General features: G+C 54.4%; 26 protein-coding genes. 9 read left to right on the top strand and 17 right to left on the bottom strand.

Translation table 11 applies throughout. The annotated features are described in order from the left end of the window. Positions 1-60: 60 nt before the first annotated feature. From lysA to argH, 4 genes are all read right to left on the bottom strand, one after another. Positions 61-1,326 (bottom strand): diaminopimelate decarboxylase, encoded by a 1,266-nt coding sequence (gene lysA, locus M0D42_RS11325; RefSeq protein WP_265018718.1) that lies wholly within the window; start codon positions 1,324-1,326, stop codon positions 61-63. A 76-nt stretch (positions 1,327-1,402) separates the two neighbouring features. Beyond that, entirely contained in the window at positions 1,403-1,753 is a 351-nt protein-coding gene (locus M0D42_RS11330; protein ID WP_265018719.1) for a DUF2834 domain-containing protein, read from the bottom strand. Beyond that, positions 1,753-1,926, bottom strand: coding sequence for a hypothetical protein (locus M0D42_RS11335; protein ID WP_265018720.1), 174 nt, complete (start codon positions 1,924-1,926; stop codon positions 1,753-1,755). The genes M0D42_RS11330 and M0D42_RS11335 overlap by 1 nt, the downstream gene beginning before the upstream one ends. After that, complete coding sequence (argH, locus tag M0D42_RS11340; RefSeq protein ID WP_265018721.1) at positions 1,923-3,314, bottom strand: argininosuccinate lyase; 1,392 nt, start codon at positions 3,312-3,314, stop codon at positions 1,923-1,925. The genes M0D42_RS11335 and argH overlap by 4 nt, the downstream gene beginning before the upstream one ends. A gap of 21 nt (positions 3,315-3,335) precedes the next feature. On the opposite strand from argH, the gene M0D42_RS11345 reads away from it, so the two are divergent. From M0D42_RS11345 to phbB, 4 genes are all read left to right on the top strand, one after another. Then, positions 3,336-3,899, top strand: coding sequence for a TlpA family protein disulfide reductase (locus M0D42_RS11345; RefSeq protein WP_265018722.1), 564 nt, complete (start codon positions 3,336-3,338; stop codon positions 3,897-3,899). Between the two features lie 74 nt (positions 3,900-3,973). Then, entirely contained in the window at positions 3,974-4,831 is an 858-nt protein-coding gene (locus tag M0D42_RS11350; protein ID WP_265018723.1) for an EAL domain-containing protein, read from the top strand. Between the two features lie 136 nt (positions 4,832-4,967). Then, on the top strand, positions 4,968-6,146 hold the full coding sequence (locus M0D42_RS11355; RefSeq protein ID WP_265018724.1) for an acetyl-CoA C-acetyltransferase: 1,179 nt from the start codon (positions 4,968-4,970) through the stop codon (positions 6,144-6,146). 196 nt (positions 6,147-6,342) lie between these two features. Further along, on the top strand, positions 6,343-7,068 hold the full coding sequence (gene phbB / locus M0D42_RS11360) for an acetoacetyl-CoA reductase (protein ID WP_265018725.1): 726 nt from the start codon (positions 6,343-6,345) through the stop codon (positions 7,066-7,068). Positions 7,069-7,149: 81 nt separating this feature from the next. Here the strand turns inward: phbB and M0D42_RS11365 are convergent, their stop codons facing one another. Further along, the gene (locus M0D42_RS11365; RefSeq protein ID WP_265018726.1) at positions 7,150-7,302 is read right to left on the bottom strand and encodes a hypothetical protein; all 153 of its coding nucleotides are present in this window, start codon (positions 7,300-7,302) and stop codon (positions 7,150-7,152) included. A gap of 107 nt (positions 7,303-7,409) precedes the next feature. Between M0D42_RS11365 and M0D42_RS11370 the strand changes: the two genes are divergently transcribed. Beyond that, positions 7,410-8,360 (top strand): transcriptional regulator GcvA, encoded by a 951-nt coding sequence (locus tag M0D42_RS11370; RefSeq protein WP_265018727.1) that lies wholly within the window; start codon positions 7,410-7,412, stop codon positions 8,358-8,360. Beyond that, positions 8,357-9,226 carry a DMT family transporter gene (locus M0D42_RS11375; protein WP_265018728.1) on the top strand — a complete coding sequence of 290 codons (870 nt, stop codon included), beginning with the start codon at positions 8,357-8,359 and terminating at the stop codon, positions 9,224-9,226. Before M0D42_RS11370 ends, M0D42_RS11375 begins: the two co-directional genes overlap by 4 nt. A gap of 57 nt (positions 9,227-9,283) precedes the next feature. Here M0D42_RS11375 and M0D42_RS11380 read toward each other — a convergent pair whose 3' ends face one another. The 3 genes from M0D42_RS11380 to M0D42_RS11390 form a co-directional block, all read right to left on the bottom strand. Then, the gene (locus tag M0D42_RS11380) at positions 9,284-9,448 is read right to left on the bottom strand and encodes a YdcH family protein (protein WP_265018729.1); all 165 of its coding nucleotides are present in this window, start codon (positions 9,446-9,448) and stop codon (positions 9,284-9,286) included. Between the two features lie 197 nt (positions 9,449-9,645). After that, positions 9,646-10,401 (bottom strand): tRNA1(Val) (adenine(37)-N6)-methyltransferase, encoded by a 756-nt coding sequence (locus tag M0D42_RS11385; protein WP_265018730.1) that lies wholly within the window; start codon positions 10,399-10,401, stop codon positions 9,646-9,648. Then, positions 10,398-10,616 carry a DUF2007 domain-containing protein gene (locus M0D42_RS11390; RefSeq protein WP_265018731.1) on the bottom strand — a complete coding sequence of 73 codons (219 nt, stop codon included), beginning with the start codon at positions 10,614-10,616 and terminating at the stop codon, positions 10,398-10,400. The genes M0D42_RS11385 and M0D42_RS11390 overlap by 4 nt, the downstream gene beginning before the upstream one ends. A gap of 55 nt (positions 10,617-10,671) precedes the next feature. Between M0D42_RS11390 and M0D42_RS11395 the strand changes: the two genes are divergently transcribed. Beyond that, positions 10,672-11,673 carry a polyprenyl synthetase family protein gene (locus tag M0D42_RS11395; RefSeq protein ID WP_265018732.1) on the top strand — a complete coding sequence of 334 codons (1,002 nt, stop codon included), beginning with the start codon at positions 10,672-10,674 and terminating at the stop codon, positions 11,671-11,673. Positions 11,674-11,735: 62 nt separating this feature from the next. On the opposite strand, the gene M0D42_RS11400 is transcribed toward M0D42_RS11395, so the two are convergent. Then, positions 11,736-13,445, bottom strand: coding sequence for a tetratricopeptide repeat protein (locus M0D42_RS11400; protein WP_265018733.1), 1,710 nt, complete (start codon positions 13,443-13,445; stop codon positions 11,736-11,738). A 219-nt stretch (positions 13,446-13,664) separates the two neighbouring features. Further along, positions 13,665-15,317, bottom strand: coding sequence for an electron transfer flavoprotein-ubiquinone oxidoreductase (locus M0D42_RS11405; protein ID WP_265018734.1), 1,653 nt, complete (start codon positions 15,315-15,317; stop codon positions 13,665-13,667). A 327-nt stretch (positions 15,318-15,644) separates the two neighbouring features. Between M0D42_RS11405 and greA the strand changes: the two genes are divergently transcribed. Both greA and M0D42_RS11415 read left to right on the top strand, forming a co-directional pair. Beyond that, positions 15,645-16,115: a transcription elongation factor GreA gene (gene greA / locus M0D42_RS11410; protein ID WP_265018735.1), complete on the top strand. Its 471-nt coding sequence runs from the start codon at positions 15,645-15,647 to the stop codon at positions 16,113-16,115. 20 nt (positions 16,116-16,135) lie between these two features. Further along, positions 16,136-17,149 (top strand): hypothetical protein, encoded by a 1,014-nt coding sequence (locus tag M0D42_RS11415; RefSeq protein WP_265018736.1) that lies wholly within the window; start codon positions 16,136-16,138, stop codon positions 17,147-17,149. Here M0D42_RS11415 and glp read toward each other — a convergent pair. From glp to M0D42_RS11450, 7 genes are all read right to left on the bottom strand, one after another. Continuing rightward, a complete protein-coding gene (glp, locus tag M0D42_RS11420; protein WP_265018737.1) occupies positions 17,112-18,464 on the bottom strand; it encodes a gephyrin-like molybdotransferase Glp in 1,353 nt (450 codons plus the stop codon). The genes M0D42_RS11415 and glp overlap by 38 nt on opposite strands. 9 nt (positions 18,465-18,473) lie before the next feature. Further along, positions 18,474-18,977 carry a molybdopterin-guanine dinucleotide biosynthesis protein B gene (mobB, locus tag M0D42_RS11425; protein ID WP_265018738.1) on the bottom strand — a complete coding sequence of 168 codons (504 nt, stop codon included), beginning with the start codon at positions 18,975-18,977 and terminating at the stop codon, positions 18,474-18,476. Then, on the bottom strand, positions 18,974-19,594 hold the full coding sequence (mobA, locus tag M0D42_RS11430; RefSeq protein ID WP_265018739.1) for a molybdenum cofactor guanylyltransferase MobA: 621 nt from the start codon (positions 19,592-19,594) through the stop codon (positions 18,974-18,976). The genes mobB and mobA overlap by 4 nt, the downstream gene beginning before the upstream one ends. Then, the gene (locus M0D42_RS11435; protein WP_265018740.1) at positions 19,594-20,472 is read right to left on the bottom strand and encodes a formate dehydrogenase accessory sulfurtransferase FdhD; all 879 of its coding nucleotides are present in this window, start codon (positions 20,470-20,472) and stop codon (positions 19,594-19,596) included. The genes mobA and M0D42_RS11435 overlap by 1 nt, the downstream gene beginning before the upstream one ends. Positions 20,473-20,621: 149 nt before the next feature. Continuing rightward, positions 20,622-21,254: a hypothetical protein gene (locus M0D42_RS11440; RefSeq protein ID WP_265018741.1), complete on the bottom strand. Its 633-nt coding sequence runs from the start codon at positions 21,252-21,254 to the stop codon at positions 20,622-20,624. A 21-nt stretch (positions 21,255-21,275) separates the two neighbouring features. Then, the gene (locus M0D42_RS11445; RefSeq protein WP_265018742.1) at positions 21,276-21,410 is read right to left on the bottom strand and encodes an aa3-type cytochrome c oxidase subunit IV; all 135 of its coding nucleotides are present in this window, start codon (positions 21,408-21,410) and stop codon (positions 21,276-21,278) included. 166 nt (positions 21,411-21,576) lie between these two features. Continuing rightward, the gene (locus M0D42_RS11450) at positions 21,577-22,029 is read right to left on the bottom strand and encodes a DUF6173 family protein (RefSeq protein WP_265018743.1); all 453 of its coding nucleotides are present in this window, start codon (positions 22,027-22,029) and stop codon (positions 21,577-21,579) included.

Consider the following 22,029-nt stretch of genomic DNA (forward strand, 5'->3'; position numbering starts at 1 on the left):
GAACGCTCTACGAGTGCTCCCAATCAGGTGGCCGAGGGCGGGATTGCCCCTGAGACAAACTCAGAGCCACTCAGGAATGGTATCGCGATTTATCATTTCTTCAAAGGTCGGACGTCGGCGGATAACCGCAAATTGATCGCCCTTCACCAGAACCTCAGGAATGAGAGGCCGTGAATTGTATTCGCTGGACATCACAGCGCCATAGGCCCCGGCAGAGCGGAAGGCCACCAGATCGTCGGATTTGACTTCGGACATGGTGCGACCTTTGGCGAAAGTGTCACCACTTTCGCAGACGGGCCCCACGATATCGTAAGTCGCCGGTTCCTCACCCGGTGCGGCTTCGACAACCGGGATGATGTCGTGATGTGCTTCATACATCGCCGGGCGGATCAGATCGTTCATTGCGCCATCGATGATCATGAACTGGCGGTCTTCGCCTTCTTTCACATAGATCACTTTGCTGACCATGATCCCAGCGTTGCCTGCAATCAGGCGGCCCGGTTCGATCTCAATCTCACACCCCAGATGACCAAGGGTTTCTTTGACCATCGCGCCATATTCCACCGGCAGCGGCGGCGCTTCGTTAGAGCGCTCATAAGGAATGCCTAAACCGCCACCCAGATCGAGGCGTTTGATGTTGTGCCCATCCGCCCGTAGGGTCTCGGTCAGTTCGGCAACTTTTTCGTAAGCCAATTTGAACGGCTCTAGCTGCGTCAGCTGACTGCCGATGTGCACATCGATGCCAATCACTTCGAGCCCAGGCAGACTCGCGGCATGCGCATAAACTTCACGTGCGCGGCTGATCGGGATGCCGAATTTGTTCTCGGATTTACCTGTTGCGATTTTCGCGTGGGTTTTGGCGTCCACGTCTGGGTTCACACGCACGGTGATCGGGGCTTTGACGCCAAGCTCGACAGCCACTTCGTTGATCACGGCCATTTCTGGCTCGGATTCAACGTTGAACTGACGAATGCCACCGGTCAGGGCTGCGCGGATTTCCTCATGGGTTTTACCAACACCCGAAAAAACGATCCGCTCGCCTGGTACGCCTGCTGCCTTAGCACGCGCATATTCTCCACCCGACACCACATCCATGCCCGCGCCCAGCGCGGCAAGGGTTTTCAGGATGGCTTGGTTGCTGGCCGCTTTCATGGCGTAGCAGACCAGATGGTCGGTGCCTTCCAGCGCTTCATCAAAGAGGCGGAAGTGACGTTCGAAGGTTGCGGTGGAATAGCAATAGAAAGGCGTACCCACCTGCGCCGCGATTTCCGCTACAGGGACATCCTCTGCAAAGAGGGCCCCATCTTTGTAAATAAAGTGATCCATGCGCGCGCCCCTAATTCCCGTCAGGCCAAAACCATTTCGCTTCTCTTAGGCAGAACCCGCGACGCATGCAATCTTATCAGGTCTGCAAGGGTGATGAATTTTTGTTTGGGGCGGCCAACCAAAAGAAAAGAAAGAGCGGCAATCCGCAGCTAACGCCAATGCAAAAAGTGGCTGGAATGGCGATCAACCAGTGCCACTGCCGATGTTTCAGTGTTTCGAAAATCACCCAGATTGCCAAGGCGATGGCCGAGATCGTGAGGTCCCAGACAAGTCCGCTGCTGGCATCATTCACATGCCAAGCCTCGATCATTCCAGCCAAGTTAAAGCCGTTTTCGGAAAACCATGAGAGGAAGTAGGCCATGGGATGGATCGCTCCCCAGATGGTCAAAAGCAAAAAGACCCAGCGTATGCCAGGTCCTCTTTGCATCACAGGCTTACACCCACGCTGACGTTGCCTTTGGAAGCGCCAACTTTGGCGGAGGTCGATAGACCGTTTGGCCCAATGCCAATCCCAATGCCAGCACTTGGCCGGATCGGTTCGCCATCTACGCCACAAGAGGCAAGAAACAGAACCGCTGTCAAAGCTGCGATGATTTTCATCCCAAAAGATCCTTCCAACGCGCGACCTGCGCGCGCACTTGGCTCGGCGCGGTGCCGCCATAAGAGGTGCGTGAGGCCACGGAGTTATGCACGCCCAGAACGCCAAACACATCCTCGGTGATGTGCTCGTGTACGGATTTCATATCCTCGAGCGTAAGATCCGGCAAATCACAGCCGCGAGATTCCGCCATCGCAACCAATGTACCAGTCACGTGGTGGGCATCGCGGAACGGCATGTTCAGCGCGCGCACCAGCCAGTCCGCCAGATCGGTCGCAGTTGAGAACCCACTGCCCGCCGCTGCTTCAAGGCTTTCAGTGTTAGCAGACATGTCTTTGACCATGCCTTCCATTGCCGCGAGCGCCAGCATCAGGTTATCGGCTGCGTCAAAGGTCTGCTCTTTGTCTTCCTGCATGTCCTTGGAATAGGCCAGCGGAAGACCTTTCATCACGATGGTCAGCGCTGTGTTGGCCCCAAAAATCCGACCGATTTTCGCGCGGATCAGCTCTGCCGCATCTGGGTTCTTCTTCTGCGGCATGATCGAGCTGCCGGTTGAGAAACGATCAGACAAGGTCACGAAACGGAACTGCGCAGAAGACCAGACGACCAACTCTTCAGACAGACGGCTCAGGTGGATGGCGCAGATCGAGGCTGCGGACAGGAAGTCCAAAGCAAAGTCGCGATCAGATACCGCATCCAAAGAGTTCGCCGCTGGACGATCAAATCCCAGCGCTTCTGCAGTCATTTCGCGATCAATTGGGAAAGAGGTCCCCGCCAGCGCTGCAGCACCCAATGGGGATTCGTTCATCCGTTTACGCGCGTCCATGAAGCGGCTGCGGTCGCGCGCCAGCATTTCCACATAGGCCATCATGTGGTGACCCCATGTGACAGGCTGCGCTGTCTGCAAATGTGTAAAGCCCGGCATCACCCAGTCGGCCCCGGCTTCGGCCTGCGTCAACAAGGCGCGCATCAGCGCTTCGATGCCAGAAATCGCCGCATCCATCTGATCCCGCACCCAGAGTTTGAAGTCCGTCGCAACCTGATCATTACGCGAACGCCCTGTGTGCAAACGCCCTGCAGGCTCTCCGATGATTTCTTTCAGACGCGCTTCGACATTCATGTGAATGTCTTCCAGTGCAGCGGAGAAGTTAAATTGACCGTTCTCGATCTCTGACAAGACCGTGAGCAGCCCTTCCCTAATCGCCTCGGCATCCTTATCCGTAATGATGCCTGCCTTGGCCAACATGGCTGCGTGGGCCCGCGAGCCAGCAATATCCTGCGCCGCCATCCGCTGATCGAAACCGATCGAAGCATTGATTGCTTCCATGATCGCGTCTGGACCGGCGGCGAAGCGGCCACCCCACATCTGGTTTGAGGATTTGTCTGTCATGTCGTGCCCTTCGGAGGAACTATGCGTCGAATTGGTTTGAGCGTGCTTTATATGGCCTTGGCGCTTAGCGCAAATGTTGCGTCTGCTGATATTGAAACCGCCACCGCCCTACGCGAAGGCGATATGAAGAAACTTGTCTTCCACCCAGAGGCGATGGAAATATCTGATGCCGCCTTCATTCATGAAAACGGTGGTGAAGGTACGCTTCAGGATTACGAAGGCAAATATGTTCTTCTGAACTTCTGGGCCACATGGTGCGCGCCTTGCCGCCACGAGATGCCAATGCTCTCTGAGCTGCAAACGGAGCTGGGCGGCGACGCTTTCGAAGTGGTTACATTGGCCACGGGCCGGAACCTTCCCCCTGCGATGGCAAAGTTCCTTGACGAGATCGGCGTAGAAAACCTGCCCCAACACCGGGACCCAAAACAGGCAGTGGCGCGCGAAATGAAGGTCTTTGGTCTGCCAACAACAATGATCATCGATCCAGACGGCAATGAAATTGCCCGTCTCAGAGGGGATGCTGATTGGTCGAGCGACAGCGCGAAGGCCGTCCTACAGGCGCTCATTGGGAGTGGTGAAGGCTAAATTCCATTCAATTTAAGCTTTAACAGCTTGTTCACGCCTTCGGTCTCTACTTGGAGGGAGCGAAGGGATTCGACATGGGCGAGCTGCAAGACAATGCACCGGAAGACATTCCGGAAACTAAAAAGCGTGTTGAGACAAACAATCCACTGGATTGGGCAATCGACTCACGGGATCAATCCGTTATGAAAATGGTGGATGAGGCGATCCAGCATAAAGAAGTCATGCTGGCTTATCAGCCGATCGTACATGCCGCAGAACCAACCAAGGCCTTACTCTACGAGGGGCTGATCCGGGTTCTCGATGAGACGGGCCGGGTGATTCCCGCGCGCGAATTCATCGATCACGTGGAAGACACGGACACGGGCCGTCGGTTGGATTGTTTGTCGTTGGAACTGGGGTTGGAGGCGCTCACCCAGAATCCCGATATCTCCCTTTCGATCAATATGTCGGCGCGGTCTATTGGATACGGAGAATGGAATCGCATTCTGAAAAGCGCCTTAAGGCTGCGCCCTGATCTAGGGCAACGTCTGATTCTGGAAGTGTCTGAACCATCCGCAATGCAAGTTCCGGAACTTGTTATGGATTTCATGGATGAATACCAAGCTCAAGGCATTGGATTTGCATTGGATGACTATGCGTCCAAGCTGACATCTTTCAGGTATTTCAAAGACTTCTTTTTCAACTATGTAAAATTGGATGGGTATTTCACCCAAAACATCAGCACAGACCGCGAAAATCAGGTCATAGCCGAGGCAATCGCCCATATTGCGCGGCAATTCGACATCTTCACAATTGCGACACGTGTCGCGAGTATGGATGATGCAAAGACCCTTGCAAGGCTGGGGTTCGACTGTTTGCAGGGCTATTATTTTGGCGCTCCTACGGTCAATCCGCCGTGGAGCAAGCAGGATAATTCCAAAGAAGCGGCCTAATTTGCAATTTTCTTACGCCAATCCTGTAGTTTTTATTGTCGCACTGCAGCATTTCCGTTAAGCAACCCTTGGAAGGGGATCGAAATGTGTCCCGCCGGTGGACGCATTTCTTGCATCTTTTAGAGGATCGACGAACATGACTAACGTAGTAATCGCCTCCGCAGCACGTACCGCTGTGGGCAGCTTTGGCGGCTCTTTTGCCAACACCCCTGCACATGACTTGGGTGCAGCAGTTTTGGAAGCGCTGGTAGAACGCGCGGGCATCGATAAATCCGAAGTGTCCGAGACCATCCTGGGTCAGGTTCTGACAGCAGGCCAAGGCCAAAACCCTGCACGTCAGGCACACATCAATGCTGGTCTGCCGCAAGAAAGCGCAGCCTGGGGCATCAACCAAGTATGTGGCTCTGGCCTGCGCGCCGTTGCTTTGGCAGCACAGCACATCCAGCTGGGTGACGCCTCCATCGTCGCCGCAGGTGGCCAGGAAAACATGACACTTTCCCCACATGTGGCGCACCTGCGTGCTGGCCAGAAAATGGGCGACATGAAATACATCGATTCCATGATCCGTGACGGTTTGTGGGATGCGTTCAACGGCTACCACATGGGTCAGACTGCAGAAAACGTTGCCGCAAAATGGCAGATCTCTCGTGAAATGCAGGACGAATTCGCTCTGGCCTCCCAGAACAAAGCGGAAGCCGCTCAGAAAGCAGGCAAATTTGACGACGAGGTGATCCCATTCACCGTTAAAACGCGCAAAGGTGACATCATTGTCGACAAAGACGAATACATCCGTCACGGCGCTACCATCGAAAATATGCAGAAACTGCGTCCAGCCTTCATGCGCGAAGGCGGTACGGTGACTGCAGGCAACGCATCTGGTCTGAACGACGGCGCAGCAGGTACCTTGCTGATGTCAGCTGATGAAGCAGAAAAGCGCGGCATCGAACCGCTGGCGCGTATCGCATCATATGCTACGGCTGGTCTGGACCCATCTGTCATGGGTGTGGGCCCAATCTACGCCTCCCGCAAAGCGCTGGATAAAGCAGGCTGGTCTGTATCCGATCTGGATCTGGTTGAAGCCAACGAAGCCTTCGCTGCACAGGCATGTGCTGTGAACAAAGACATGGGCTGGGATCCTTCCATCGTGAACGTCAACGGCGGTGCCATTGCGATCGGTCACCCAATCGGCGCATCCGGCTGCCGCGTTCTGAACACTCTGCTGTTCGAAATGAAGCGCCGCGACGCCAAGAAAGGCCTCGCGACCCTCTGCATCGGCGGCGGCATGGGCGTGGCGCTCTGCGTTGAGCGTCCATAATTCCGGGACTCCGAACACGATTAGTGAAAGGCGTCCCGCATTGGGGCGCCTTTTTTGTTACAGAGTGCATTCATTTTCACCCCGTAAGCGTAAATCGGCCACCCTGCGTCAATTTTCCCAAGGAAATATTGTTGCACATACCAGCCATTTTACGTAACAGAATTACCAGAATATTTAGTCATACTGGAGTAAGACCATGGCAAAAGTAGCTCTCGTCACCGGCGGTTCCCGCGGCATCGGTGAAGCCATTTCCAAAGCACTCAAGGCCGAAGGCTACGAAGTTGCAGCGACCTATGCAGGCAACGACGAAAAAGCGGCAGCATTCACTGAAGCGACCGGCATCAAGACCTACAAATGGAACGTTGCCGACTATGATGCTTCCAAAGCGGGTATCGCGCAGGTCGAAGCAGACCTTGGCCCCATTGATGTTGTTGTTGCGAATGCAGGCATCACCCGTGACGCGCCTTTCCACAAGATGACCCCAGAGGCATGGAAAGAAGTTGTCGACACCAACCTGACCGGCGTGTTCAACACGGTACATCCAATTTGGCCAGGCATGCGCGAGCGTAAGTTCGGCCGCGTAATCGTGATCTCTTCGATCAACGGTCAGAAAGGTCAGTTCGGTCAGGTGAACTACGCCGCAACCAAAGCAGGCGATCTGGGCATCGTGAAATCTCTGGCGCAGGAAGGCGCACGTGCAGGTATCACAGCAAACGCGATCTGCCCGGGCTACATCGGGACCGAAATGGTTCGCGCGATCCCAGAAGAAGTTCTGAACACCAAGATCATCCCGCAGATCCCAGCAGGCCGTCTGGGTGAGCCAGAAGAAATCGCACGCTGCGTGACTTTCCTGGCATCCGATGATTCCGGCTTTATCAACGGTTCCACCATCTCCGCGAATGGTGCTCAGTTCTTCGTATAATCTCAACGGGACTGTAAAAAACACTAAGGGCCGGTCTTTTGACCGGCCCTTTTGTTGTGCCCCGTAAGAACTGTTTCCAGATCAGCGGGACGGTTCCGTAAGGAGCATTGGCACCAGCGGAACATCCTTGTTACCCGTGAACCAAGATAGAAATCTGGCAAATGCCAAGGCGCGCTCGGCATGAGCTTTACGATAGGCTTGGGCAACTTGTGCATTGTGAGAAACTTCGATCATCCTGCGCTCCTGCATTTGAATTTCTGAACTATCCCAAACATGCGACGTGCAAACAAAGTTTACAAACGAGACTTTTCAAAGCGCCAGTTTAGTTTTACTTAAGTGATATGTCTGATCGCCTTCCCCCGTTAACAGCCCTGCGCGCCTTTGAGGCCGCGGCTCGCCACCTCTCATTTGCCAAGGCTGCAGATGAGCTCAATGTGACGCCTGCCGCGCTCTCTTTTCAGATCAAATCGCTAGAGGAGCACTTGGGCCATCCCCTCTTCACTCGGCTCAATCGGGCCGTTGAATTGACCGAGGCGGGACAGTCGCTGGCTCCGGGGACATCAGAAGGATTTGATGCGCTGGCAAATGCTTGGCGCACAGTGAAACGCACCGTGGTTGTGAACTCTCTCACAATCACAGCCGGCCCTGCCCTGACGGCCAAATGGCTCGCGCCCCGGATTTTCGATTTTGCTCGCGCCCACCCCGATATCGAGCTGCGCTTTTCTGCAACGCTCAGAAATCTTGATTTCGACCATGACGATGTGGATGTCGCGTTTCGATTTGGACAAAAGGACTATCCTGATCTCTATAGCGTTCCGGTCAGACGGGAATGGATCACGCCAGTTATGACCCCTGAGATGGCAGAAGAGTTCGACACTCCGGAAAAGCTCATCAACGCACCCCTCATATTTGATGATTCAATCAACTTCTTGAATCCCCGCTGCGACTGGCCAGCCTGGTTCAAAGCCATTGGATTAACGTACCCGTCGGACAAACGCGGCGCGCATTTTTCCAATGCAGATCACGCGATTGACGCAGCAGTTGCGGGCGTGGGGGTCGCCCTAGGTCGTCGGCCCATCATTATGAAAGACGTAATGGAAGGAAGGCTCGTCGCCCCGTTCAATATTGCACTAGAGATGGATGCACGGTTCCGTTTTCTCTGTCGCAAAGGCGCTGAATCCCGCCCAGATGTCGCGGCCTTGCGTGATTGGTTCGTTGCAGAAATCGAAAAAACCGCGCATTTCTCTGACGATTTCGAAATCATTCCTGTGACGGAGCTGGAAACCAAATGACGACCAAGCGTGCGACGATGATTGGCTTTGTGGCCGTTATCCTTTGGTCCTTCCTTGCGCTCTTCACTGTCGGCACCGCTCCAATGCCGCCTTTGTTGCTGAATGCCATCTGCTTTGCGATTGGCGGATCACTGGGCCTGGCCTGGATCGCCAAAAGCGGAGGGTTTCGCCAATTGAAATCAGTTCCCTTGTGGGTTTTTGGATTTGGCACCATTGGCCTGTTTGGCTACCACATCCTTTATTTTAGCGCGCTTCGCCTGGCGCCTGCCGCTGAAGCAGGGCTGATTGCCTATCTATGGCCTCTTTTGATTGTGCTCTTTTCCGGCTTACTGCCCGGCGAGCAGTTAAAACGAGCGCATATACTGGGCGCCGTGGTGGCATTTGCGGGCGCAGCCATGATTGTTCAAAGTGGAGGTTCTGGGTTTCAGATTGAAGCCCTCCCCGGTTATGCACTGGCATTTTGTTGCGCTCTCTTTTGGTCGGGGTACTCTGTCCTGTCCCGCAAGCTCGGTGATGTTCCAACCGCCGCTGTCGCGGTGTTCTGCGTGACAACGGCTTTTCTGTCGCTTGCCCTGCATCTAGCGCTGGAAGAGCCTCAGTGGCCTTCCTCCGCCTTAGGCTGGGCGTCAGTTCTCGCACTTGGCCTTGGTCCGGTTGGGCTGGCATTCTTTGTTTGGGACATCGGCGTCAAAAAAGGAGACATCCAGTTGCTTGGCACCAGCTCCTACGCGGCCCCCTTGTTATCGACGCTCATATTAGTGGTGGCTGGTGTTGCCACAGCCAGCTGGGTCTTGGCCCTGTCAGCGCTGCTGATCACAGTCGGCGCTATGATTGCAGCACGTGCGAGCGTGTCTTCTGATACTTAGGCAAAATAAAACCCCGCTTCCGAAGAAACGGGGCCTCGTCTAAAGGGTGAATTGTCGTCAAGCAGACAGTCTGGTGATCTCTTCTTTGATTTTCAGCTTCTGCTTCTTCATCTCAGCAATCTCAAGGTCACTGGACCCTGGTGCGCGCTGTTCTTGTTCGACAAGTTTTGAGAGGCTCTCGTGTTTCCGTTTAAGTTCTTCCAAATGTGAGCTCACGCTCATGTGGCATCCTCCTCTCTAAATGGGTTTCTATTAGCAGAGACAGTCGACCACAAAAATCTGTGCCTGTCACGCTGCGGGCGCATCATTTTCACCCCAAATTTCGGTCAAAGATGTTGAAAATTGGCGCACAATTATTGCGCAATCAGGAATTCTCTAGCAATTTAATAAGGTTAGAGACCTTCCCGCCATGCGCGAAATTATGCCGGAAATTTCAAGGCTGCGCCGTCTCTGAGCACTGATTTTATTTCTGGCGTGTAATCTTCTGCATCTTTTACGTGCAAGGCCCCCATATGCAGCTGAATTGGCGCGTGCAATCTCAAGGGTGCGCGCCCGGAATGCCGCGCCCGAACGAGGATCAAATTGGCGTCCCGACCTGACCGGGGAATGAACGGCTGAACCTGGATCGAGCCCAATGAAGTTGGGATGCATGCAAGAAGATCCGCCAGCCTCTCAGCGCGATGAATAAACGTCACATAGCCTTTGGGCGCGACCCGTTTGGCCGCAACAGACAGCCAAACTGAAAGAGGTGTGTCCTCTCCCATGGCCCTCTCGCGCCCGGCATCTGTCGCGGAATGACCTGTGCTGCGGTCAAAGTAGGGCGGATTGGCAATCACATGGTCAAAACGCTGCTGTTTCAGATCCCCGGGAAGGTTGGAAAGGTCTGCGTCAATGACGTCAAATGCAGCGGCATTTAGCTCCGCATTTTCGCGAGCGAGCGCTGCATAATCAGACTGTATTTCAACACCTGACAAAGACAAACTGGGCACCCTTGCGGCGAGGCAGAGTGCCGCAGTCCCAACCCCGGTGCCAAGCTCCAGAATAGATTGCCCAGATTTGGCAGGAATTGAGGCTGCCAATAGCACCGGATCCACCCCCGCGCGATAGCCGGAAACGGGCTGGCGGATGCGGACCTTGCCGCCAAGGTATTCATTTTCGGTGATTTTTTGGCTCACGGGCGCCCCAGGGGAATGTCGTTGTCCTTCATAACCCGCTCAGCCTGTATCAGACGATCCTCGTGTACCAATATACGACGTGGAAAGATGCCAATTCCACCTTCCAGCACGCTCATATTTACGTCCATTTCAAAGCAGTCTATACCCTCCCCTCGAAGGAGTGCCATGGCAAAGGCGATGATCGTCGGGTCGGTGGTACGTAAGAGTTCCTTCATAATGGGGATGTAAGGGCAAGGGTCGCCTGTTGTCGAGCCTTGTGACGGGAGTGTGATGGGTCTGGACCACGCAGCAACTAAACCGCACGAGGCGCTGAGCGCGCTTTTGACCGATGAAATGCAGGCGGTGAACGATCTGATTACAGACCGTATGGCCAGCAAACACGCACCTCGTATTCCTGAGGTGACAGCCCACCTCGTGGGCGCTGGTGGCAAACGCCTCCGTCCTATGCTGACCTTGGCGGCTGCCAAGCTTTGTGGCTATGACGGACCGTATCACCTGCACCTCGCCGCAACTGTGGAATTCATTCATACAGCTACTTTGCTGCACGACGACGTTGTAGACGAAAGCGCTCAACGTCGTGGGCGCCCAACAGCGAACCTACTGTGGGACAACAAAAGCTCTGTTCTGGTCGGTGACTACCTCTTTTCACGCTCTTTCCAACTGATGGTGGAAACGGGCTCCATGCGGGTTTTGGATATTTTGGCGAATGCGTCGGCTACCATTGCGGAAGGCGAAGTGCTTCAGCTGACCGCTGCACAGGATTTGCGCACGGACGAAAGCATCTATCTGCAAGTTGTGCGTGGTAAGACAGCGGCTTTGTTCTCAGCTGCAACTGAAGTTGGCGGCGTGATTGCAGCGGCCGATGAAACACACGTTCAGGCACTTTATGACTACGGTGATGCGCTAGGGATATCATTCCAGATTGTGGATGACCTGCTGGATTATCAAGGCGACACGAAGGCGACCGGTAAAAACGTTGGCGATGATTTCCGTGAACGCAAGCTGACTCTGCCAGTGATCAAAGCCGTTGCAAAGGCAGATGCCGATGAACGCGCCTTCTGGGAACGCACCATCGAAAAGGGCAAACAGGACGATGGCGATCTTGAGCACGCATTAGAGCTGCTTCAGAAGCACGATGCGCTCGTGGATACCCGAAAAGATGCATTGGCCTGGGCGGAGAAAGCCAAGGCGGCGCTCGCCCCGCTCCCGGATCATCAGATCAAAGCGCTGCTCATTGACCTGGCCGACTACGTGGTGGCCCGCGTCAACTAAAGGTCAGATCGAAGCCTATTGGCTGTGACATGCATGAAAGCGCCCTCTGGAGAGGGCGTTTTTTATTGCTCGTTTGCGACCTGAATTGGCGTGGCACCCTCTTCTGCCAGAACAGCATCTAGCCCACGGTCAAGCTTTGCGCGAATACGATTAGGATCAGCCTCGGAGTTCTCTGGATCATCGATAAAGCTCAAGGCCCGCGCCCATTGGAATTGGGCCTCCGTTTCGCGCCCAACCGCCCAATAGACGTCTCCCAGGTGGTCATTCACCACAGGATCAACCGGCAAAAGCTCTGTTGCACGCTCCATATGCTCCACAGCGTCCTCAAAGCGCCCAAGGCGATAGAGCACCCACCCAAGGCTATCGACGATGTAGCCACTGTCAGGACGCGCGGCCACGGCACGTTCGATCATGCCCAGAGCCTCATCAAGCTTGATGCGCTTTTCTACCAAGGAGTAGCCGAGGTAGTTCAAAACTTGTGGCTGATCGGGGTTCAATTCCAAGGCCTGACGGAAATCCGCCTCGGCCTTGGACCAATTCCCCATGCGCTCATGGCAAATGCCCCGTGCATAGAAGGAAAACCACTGGCTTTCCTGAGGTGTATCAAACAGGGCAAGCGCCTCATCATAAGCCTTCGCCGCCTCATCAAATCGATCCTGCTGGCGTAGCGCATCTCCCAGTGAAGTGTGCACAATTGGCAGATCGCTATGGGTGCGCGTCAGTTGCTGGAGCACTTCGATAGCCGCTTCGGCTTTGCCGCCGGCCCTCAGAGCTTCTGCGCGTCCCATCTCCGCAGCGTGAAAGCTAAAGTGCCCGGCAGGCACGCTTTTGTAGACTTCAGTTGCCAGATCATATTGTTCGACTTGTTCGAGCAGATCGGCACTGAGAAGCAGCGCATCAATGTGATCTTCCCGCAGGAACTGGGCGGTGCGCGTGTAAAGCAGTGTGTAGTCAGGTGATGCATCGTCCTGCAGCGCATCAGCAATGCTGAACAGCACCTCCGCCATGCCATCACGAGCCGATTTAACCTGTGTGAAGTCGAGCATTTCGTCATTCACGAGGCTCTGTCGCATCACGCGTAATTCTGGATCTAAGTTGGTTCCAAAAAGCGCATCTAGTACTTCAAGCGCATCTGCATTGCGTTCAAGTTGACTGAGAATTTCAATATGGGCCATCACGGCACGACGAGACAGCTGAACGTTGGCAGCGGTCTCTCCGCCGAAGATATCTTCTGCGCGTTCAAAATCCCCAACTGCTGCAAGGGCAAGCGCTTTGTGATAGAGGGCAAACCCCGCAAGACCGCGCTCTTCACCGACTTTGTCAAAGGCCGCCAATGCATTACTGATCTGTCCAGCGCCATATTCAGCCCAAGCGATCAAAAGACCATCCGCCAAAGGACCAATGCCCTGATCACCCTTAAGGCGCTTGATCAAAGTAGGAAAATCTTTCTGGTCGATCAGGTCCGCAATGAGAACCATGTTGCCGATCTGGCTATTCACAGAATTGCTGTCGAGCACACGCGCCGGCGGCACTGCCTTCGTTACATTGCCAAGCGCAAGATGCGCGAGAACCAGATTTTCCAAAAGGAAGACATCCCCAGGATTGCGCGCCAAAAGCTGCGTGTAATACTGCGACGCGGCAGCGTAATCGCTTGAAAACGTCGCTGAGCGTGCAGCGAGGTAAGCCCCGGCGTTTGTGTCAGCTTGGATAGGAACGGACGTCGTGCCCAAAAGCAAAGTGGCTGCTAGCAGTCGCAGAGTTTTTCTAGGCACATTCGGCTCCTTCATTTGCGCGTTACGGCGAGACTAGTCGCCTCAGTGGGGCGAGGCAATGCCGCTTCTTCAAAGCCAATTGCTAACGCGCAGAATCGCCGATTATCACATAACTTTTTCTTGAGTTGATCAATCGATCCTACGCAAATGCACCTCACACGTCTGTGAAATGCAAAAACGCCCGCTAAAAAGCGGGCGTTTTCGAAAGATATTGTCGGATTACATGTTCGGGTAGTTAGGCCCGTCACCGCCCTGCGGGGTGACCCAGTTGATGTTTTGCGCCGGGTCTTTGATGTCGCAGGTTTTGCAATGAACACAGTTTTGGAAATTCACCACGAACTCTGGCTTGCCCTCTTTCTCGACGATCTCGTAAACGCCTGCCGGACAGTAACGCTGCGCAGGTTCGTCATACATTGGCAGGTTATCAGAGATCGGCTTCATCGGATCAGCCAAACGCAGGTGACAAGGCTGGCTTTCCTCGTGGTTTGTCATCGCGAAGCTGACGTTGGTCAGGCGATCAAATGACAGCGTGCCATCCGGTTTTGGATAGTCAATTGGCTTGTGAGCCGCTGCTGGCTCAGTCGCCGCCGCGTCGGTTTTGCCGTGGCTTAAGCTGCCAAACAGTGAGAACCCTTTGGTTATGGTCTGGAACCACATGTCAAAGCCACCCAGAACTAGTGAGGCAACCATGCCGAATTTCGACCACAGAGGTTTGACGTTGCGCACCTTCTTCAGGTCCTGACCAATGGCGCCTTTGCGGACTTCTTCTTCATAGTCGTGTAGCTCGTCGCCAGACCGGCCCGCCTGGATTGCCTTATAGGCCGCTTCCGCTGCCGCTTTACCAGAGAGCATCGCATTGTGGTTGCCCTTGATACGCGGCACGTTGACCATGCCAACGGAACAGCCCAGAAGCGCGACACCAGATGCAACCATCTTTGGCATAGACTGGTAGCCGCCTTCAGAAATCGCACGTGCACCATAAGCCACGCGTTTGCCGCCTTTCAGCAGTTCCGCCACCATTGGGTGGTGCTTAAAACGCTGGAATTCCATGTAAGGGAAAAGATGCGGGTTTTTGTAGTTCAGGTGAACTACGAAACCGACGTACACCTGGTTGTTCTCAAGGTGATAGATGAAAGACCCACCGCCCGCGTTGGAGCCCAAAGGCCAACCCATGGTGTGGGTCACAGTGCCTTCTTTGTGCTTGGCCGGGTCAATTTCCCAGATCTCTTTCATACCAATGCCGAACTTCTGAGGCTCTTTACCATCAGAGAGGTCGTATTTCTCGATCACCTCTTTCGCGAGGGAACCACGCACACCTTCTGACAGGAAGACGTATTTACCATGCAGTTCCATTCCAGGCTCTGTGCCAGGTCCATATGAACCATCGGCTTCCAGACCAAAGACGCCGGCAACCACGCCTTTGACTTCGCCGTTTTCACCGTAGACCAGCTCGGAACATGCCATACCCGGGAAGATCTCGACACCCAGTTCTTCGGCTTGCTCAGCCATCCAACGGCAGACGTTACCCATGGAAACGATATAGTTGCCATGGTTGTTCATCAGCGGCGGCATTGGGAAGTTTGGAATACGGATTTGACCCGCTTCACCCAAAGCGAAGAAATTGTCTTCTTTCACCGGCACGTTCAACGGCGCGCCCTTTTCTTTCCAATCTGGGATCAGCGCGTCCAGGCCAGACGGATCAAGCACCGCACCCGAGAGAATGTGGGCACCGACTTCAGAGCCTTTTTCCAACACGACAACATTCAGGTCCGCATCCAATTGCTTCAGACGGATTGCAGCAGACAAGCCTGCAGGGCCTGCACCGACAATAACGACGTCATATTCCATTGCTTCGCGTTCGATCTCGGCCATCGTGGCTTCCTTCCTTAGGGGGCTTCCGGCTGGCGTCCGGGACATATTCTTTCGCGATTGCTATCCTTTTCCCTCTGGAACCGTCAATGCGAACGCGACGCAAAAATAAGTGTAAACGCCACGTTATCTGCCAAATGCTTAAAAAGCCGCAGGCAAAACCGCAGCCTGCTTATGATTGGAGACGGATCGGGTCATAAAACGAAGCAATAATTTGCCACGTCGAAGCTTTTCCTTGCATTCACATTCCTGTTTGGGTCAGGTATTTCAGCCGTTAAGCACGCAGCGCCAATGAGCGACGCTGTAAGATAAGAATTTGGGGAAAGAAAAATGGATAAGATCCCGATGACTCGCGTGGGGTTCACCACGCTCGAGGCAGAGTTGAAAACACTGAAATCCGAGGAACGACCAGCCATCATTCAAGCGATTGCTGAAGCGCGTGAATTGGGGGATCTGAAAGAAAACGCAGAATATCATTCTGCGCGGGAAAAACAGGGTTTCATTGAAGGGCGGATCAAAGAGCTTGAAGGCATTCTGTCTTTGGCTGATGTGATCGACCCGACCAGCCTCAGCGGCGCAGTGAAATTCGGCGCGACAGTTACAGTTGCCGATGAAGACACAGACGAAGAAAAGACCTGGCAGATCGTTGGCGAATACGAAGCCAATGTCGAAAATGGCCTATTGAACATTAAATCTCCCATCGCACGTGCTTTGATTGGTAAAGAAGAAGGCGACAGTGTTGATGTACGCACCCCGGGTGGCACGAAAAGCTACGAAATCGTTACGATAGCTTACGTGTAATCCGGTTTGCGGAGGTAATGATGACAGACGAGAGTAACGGTAAACCAACCCGGATCGGTCTATATGACCGGCCGAAAACCCGCGACGTGACGGGAATTGAAATCATTGCGGTTGCTCTGAGCTTGCTTTGGTTGCTAGGAACCGTGATTTTTTTCCTTGTTCTAGAGCCTGGCCCAAACTCGATCGATAGTCTTCAGTTCATCATGACCATGGTTGCCATTTTCATGCCGGTGGCCCTGATTTGGGTTGCCGCGATGACAGCGCGGTCGAGCCGCACCATGAGAGAAGAAGGCCAACGTATTAATGCTGCGGTTGAGGGCCTGCGCCAAAGCTACATGGCCCAAGCGCAGGCCAGTGGCAAAGCGCCGATGGAGCCTTCGATTGCGAAGAAGCTGGATGAAATCGCCGCAGCTCAGAAGAAAACTGAGACTGCTATCGCGATGTTTTCCACAACACGAGAAACGCAAGCTGTTCGCCCTGTTGTCGAACCGGTTACAGCACCAGCTGAGCAGGAAGATCAGGCTTCACTTGCGCTTGGCACACCATCCGAAGAACTCGATCCGCCTCTGAATCATGGTGATTTGATCCGTGCGATGCATTTCCCGGAAAACGCCGAGGACCAAGAGGGCTTCAATGCGCTGCGAAAAGCCCTCAAAGACCGCAGAGCGAGCCAGCTCATTCAGGCAGCGCAGGACGTTCTGACGCTACTGAGCCAGGACGGGATTTACATGGATGATCTGCGTCCAGATCTGGCACGTCCTGAAATTTGGCGCCAGTTTGCAGAAGGCATTCGTGGGCGTGAGATCGCAGCGCTTGGTGGCGTGCGGGATCGCTCTTCATTGGCACTCTCAGCCGGTCGCATGAAACAAGACCCCATCTTCCGTGACGCAGCGCACCACTTCCTGCGCAGGTTTGATAAGTCCTTCGTAGAGTTTGAAAAAACAGCGACCGACGCGGAAATCACCGCACTTTCTGAAACCCGCACGGCACGCGCGTTTATGTTGCTTGGACGCGTCGCGGGCATTTTCGACTGATTGCAAAAATCATCGCGCAGCTCCGTGGCTGCGCTCGTTTCCCGGCCTCGAGCCCAAACTCCCGATAGCTGTAAAAGCGCACCATATCACCCGGTGTGATCTCGATGGCCTCATCTGGCAGCTCAACGAGCCCATCTGCCCAGCTTAACCCTGAAATACGCCCTGACCCTTCTGAGGCAAAGGCTTCCACTTGGCCATCTTTAACGCGGGCGCGCAGGTACTCTCGACGCCCTGCTTTCTTGGATTTGGTAAAAGATGCGGGCATCAAAACACCATCGGGGGCGTTCCAGCCTTCTCCCGCCAAAACGCCCATCGCGGGCAGCGCGAAGATCATCGCACAGACACCTGCTGCAACGGGATTGCCAGGCAGGCCGAAAACAGGCGTGTTTTGCCAGAGGCCCAATGCCAAGGGCCGCCCAGGTTTGATTGCCAATCGCCAGAGTGCCATGGCACCTGCCTCATTGAGCAGCGCCGACATGTGATCCTCATCGCCCGCAGACGCCCCACCACTGGTGAGAATGACGTCCGCCTCGGCGGCGGCTTTATCCAGTGCATCGCGCAGTGTTTCGCGGTCGTCAGCAACGCGACCGAGATCGATTGCCGTATGTCCGAGCTTGGCCACGATGGACAGAAGCATCGGGCGATTGGCATCAAAAATCTGATCGGGACCTGCAGCGGTGCCCGCCTCTGCCAGTTCATCACCCGTGGAAAGGACCGCCACACGAAGGGGGGTGTAGACTTTCACAGTTTGAACACCTGCAGCAGCCATCAACGCCATGTCGGCGGGGCGGATTCGGTGGCCAGGGGCGAGAATTTCATCGCCCTCTTTGAAGTCCTCACCGGCTTTCCGAGCGTTCGACCCGATCTTCAGAGGGCCACGAAAGGCGATTTCGCCTTCGCCAACAGAAACATCCTCTTGCAAGATGACGGTATCGGCACCCTCTGGCATGGTCGCGCCAGTCAGAATACGCAGCGCTTCACCGGTGGGCACAGCACCATCAAACGGCTGACCCGCCGCCGATCGCCCCTCAGTCAGACTTACAATGTGATCACCTGCCCCAAATTCAGCACCTTTAACGGCATAGCCATCCACAGCACTGTTTGGCTTCGGGGGGTTAGACCGGTGCGCTACGACAGGCGTGGCAAGCACACGCCCCAATGCCATCTGCATGGGCAGGTCTTCGGTACCAACAACCGTATGCAGTCTCTGCCTGAGCAATTCCTGTGCTTCGGCCACTGGGGTCCAGTGCACACCGGGGGGCAGTGCAAAACAATCATTCTGAAGTGGCGGCGGAGTGAGATTTAATTGGCTCATGGTGACCCTTTATCCACGCATTTCCGCAAGACCGGTTTGATCCATCACAAAATCGGCAATTTCATCAATCCGATTGATATCCACCTGAGGCACCTCAGTTTCCAGCATCTCATCCGTGGCTATTAGCTTAACCGTGCTGTTGTTGTTAGCAATCAAAGGCATTTCACACCCCTTGCGGTGGCATTCGATTTTCGGATGCGGCTCCTTCTTGAAACCTTCCACGAGGATCACATCCACAGGGTTCAATCTTTGCAGCAAATCGGACAATTTTGGAGGAGCAACTTGGTGCTCTTTGAGAATGGCATAGCGCTTATCAGACGCAAGCATCACTTCCTGCGCTCCCGCGCTACGATGCGCGAAACTATCGGTGCCCGATTTGTCCAAGTCCACATTGTGATGTGTGCGTTTGATCGTAGAAACCGTAAATCCGCGCGCGGTCAACTCGGTCACCAGGTTAGAAACCAACGTTGTCTTACCTGCGTTTTTCCAACCTGTAACGCCGAAAACCTTCATGACATCTCCTGCAAAAGCACACGCGCTTTCGCCAAATCTTCTGGCGTATTGACATTGAAGAATGGGTCGTAGGCCCTAGTCTCAAAAACCGCTTCCCGCGCATTGTGCTGATCGGTCCACATCACCACTTTACGCAAGCCGTTTGCAAGGGCAGCTCTCAGATCGTCTCGCAAGGCCACGGGCCACAGCCCAAATGTAGGCTGTCGCCAGCGTTTGCCATTCGTGTCCTGCGTGGCTGCAAGGGCAAGTGGCAATTCCATCCCTTCGCTCACCGCGGCCAATTCCGATACGAAATTCTTTGGAAAAAAAGGTGTATCAGCGGCAGCGGTTACTATGCTCTCAGCGCCTTGCTCATGTGCCCAATCCAACCCTGCGAGCACGCCTGCAAGCGGGCCGGGGTATTCTGCAATACTGTCAGCGATCACTGGCAAGCCATAGGATTCAAAACGATCTGGATCGCCATTGGCATTCAATGCAATCGCGTCGACCTGACCCGACAATCGATCGATTACGTGCCGCAAAATGGGGCGCTCATCAAGCAACAAAAGCCCCTTGTCACCCCCACCCATTCGGCGTGCTAGCCCACCGGCAAGTATGACACCCAGCGGAGCGCCCATCAGCGCGATCCCTTGCGCGCAGATTTCTTAGGCTCATCAGCGATCTGGGATAGGTCTGCGTCACGTACCAGCCGATCTTCTCCTGACAGGCACACGAAGCGATTTCCGCGCAGGCGGCCAATCAACGTCAAACCAACTTGCTGCGCGATCTCAACACCCCAAGCGGTAAAACCAGAGCGGCTGACCAAAGCCGGGATGCCCATCAGCGCGCATTTGATCACCATCTCAGAAGTCAGGCGACCCGTGGTGTAAAGCACTTTGTCTGCGCCAGAAGTGCCCGTCTGAAACATCCAACCCGCCACTTTATCCACAGCATTATGACGCCCAACGTCTTCCATATAGATCAATGGCTGGTCGCCTTGGCACAGCACCGTTCCATGAATTGCGCCCGCCTCCAAATAAAGCGAAGGGGTCCGGTTGATCTGGCTGGAGAGGGCATAAAGGTCTGACGCGCGCACCTGCAGCTTGGGGAGCGTGACATCGCTTAGACCTTCCATCATATCACCAAAGACCGTTCCTACGGCGCAGCCGCTGGTGCGCGTCTTGCGATTGAGCTTATCTTCATAATCTGTTTCGGTTTCAGTCCGAACGACAACGGTTTCAAGCTCCTCATCGTAGTCGACGGAGGTCACCGTTTCATCCTCTTGCAGCATGCCCTGATTGCGCAAAAAACCCAGTGCGAGCAGGTCTGGATAGTCCCCGATGGTCATAGCGGTGACAATTTCGCGGCGATTCAGGAAGATTGTTAATGGCCGTTCTTCAACCACCGAAGTCTCAACGGGGTGTCCGGCTTGATCAAAGCCTTGGATCGAACGCGTCAGACCCGGCTTATGCGGATCAGGCGCGATGAGATAATTGATATCCGTTAGTTTTGCCAATTGCGTCTCTCATGTCAGGCGATGTCGGCCAAGCACGACCAAACTAGGCACAGCGCATGGCAATCACCACCTCAAAATCGGCGATCTGACAGTGAATTCACGACGGGCTGCCGCGTTACCTGCGCGCGCTGGCAAAAATTCCCACTGAATCAAAGACCCGCAGTACGCTCGTATTCGGGAACGAAGGCGCGTAACACACCCGTTTTATCGTCCTCATCATACTCATAGAGACGCTCAAAAGTCGCGCCTTTGTCGGCAAATGTCTCCATCAGACGTTTTGGATAGTAAGACGGTTTCACGTCCTCAAAACCCGGCAATTTGGACAGCAGTCGGGATGTCGACATCGCGCAATGGGATTGCATCACGGCTGGATGATTCACGACCATCTGCAGGGCCTGCTCTGCCACTTCTGGTGAAACCTCAATGGTCTGGATCACAACGTGATAGGTCTCGCGTGCATGAAAGCGCGTGTATTGATCGACCAAATAGGGCGTCATACCAAAAACAGTGTCATTGCGGGACACGATTTTCTCATGACGGAATGACCCAGCAGGATCAAACGCCACACGCTGGCTGCCATTCACAAGAATCGACGTATGCGCGCCGGCTCCGTTGCGATTGGAAAGCATGGTATAAAGCGTGATGCTGGGGGGGCCATCATGCGAATAGGCGGCGCGTGACACCTCTTCGAGGTCAGCGCCTCCTGAATTGGGAACGGTACAAGCCGTCAAAACGGCTGCAGATGCGGCCAGAACCATGGCCTGAACAAAACGTTTCAACATGCCCGCCCCCAGCGGTTTGGCTTAGCTGTTAAACAGCGCCAGGAAGATCAGAACCGCAATAGATACCGCAGCTACATATGTCGAAGCTTTAATAAAGCCCTCAAAGGTCTTTTCCTGAACTTCGGTGTTCATTGTGCCGTGTTCATGTTCAGCCATTTCCAACGTCCTTTTAACTGGTTTGACCGCTGAATACTTCAAATTCGATCACCTGTCACCTGCACAATCCGCCACTCTCCGCGACATTGTGCCAAGCCAGCAAAACCAGGCGAAACAGGGTGCGAGCGCGGGCGTTTTGGCAGGTTTTGCGTCGATTATTGCCGACTCAGCTATTCTCTTCCAAATCACGCGCCAAACGAAAGCCGATCCGATTTGGCTCCTTTGCTTCGACCTTGGTCGGCAAGGCACGCAGCATCACATTGAGCTGGCTCACGTGTTGAACCAACTGGGTTTTTGCACCCGACATGTCTGTTCCATGAAATGTCACCATGTCTGGGTCAAAATACCCCATACCTTCAATGCGTAGAACACCGGCGTCACCGCCCGTGAATCCCATGGCTATCTCGTGCTCATTGTCGAGTTGCTGTTCAAAATTCTGGATGTAGAGAATCAGGCGCTCATAGGCCCAAGCCGCCGGACTTTTCTGCTGAACTGGTTTCGTGTCCACTGCGGTTGGCAAATCTTTTTTGCAGGCACCTTCGTTGGCATCGATCTCATATCGACGCGGCAAAGCCGCCGCTTCTTCGGCCTCAGCAGAGGTTTTGATGTCATCACTCAT

Origin of the sequence: Cognatishimia activa (assembly GCF_026016445.1) — a bacterium.
Taxonomy (GTDB): Bacteria; Pseudomonadota; Alphaproteobacteria; order Rhodobacterales; family Rhodobacteraceae; genus Cognatishimia; species Cognatishimia activa_B.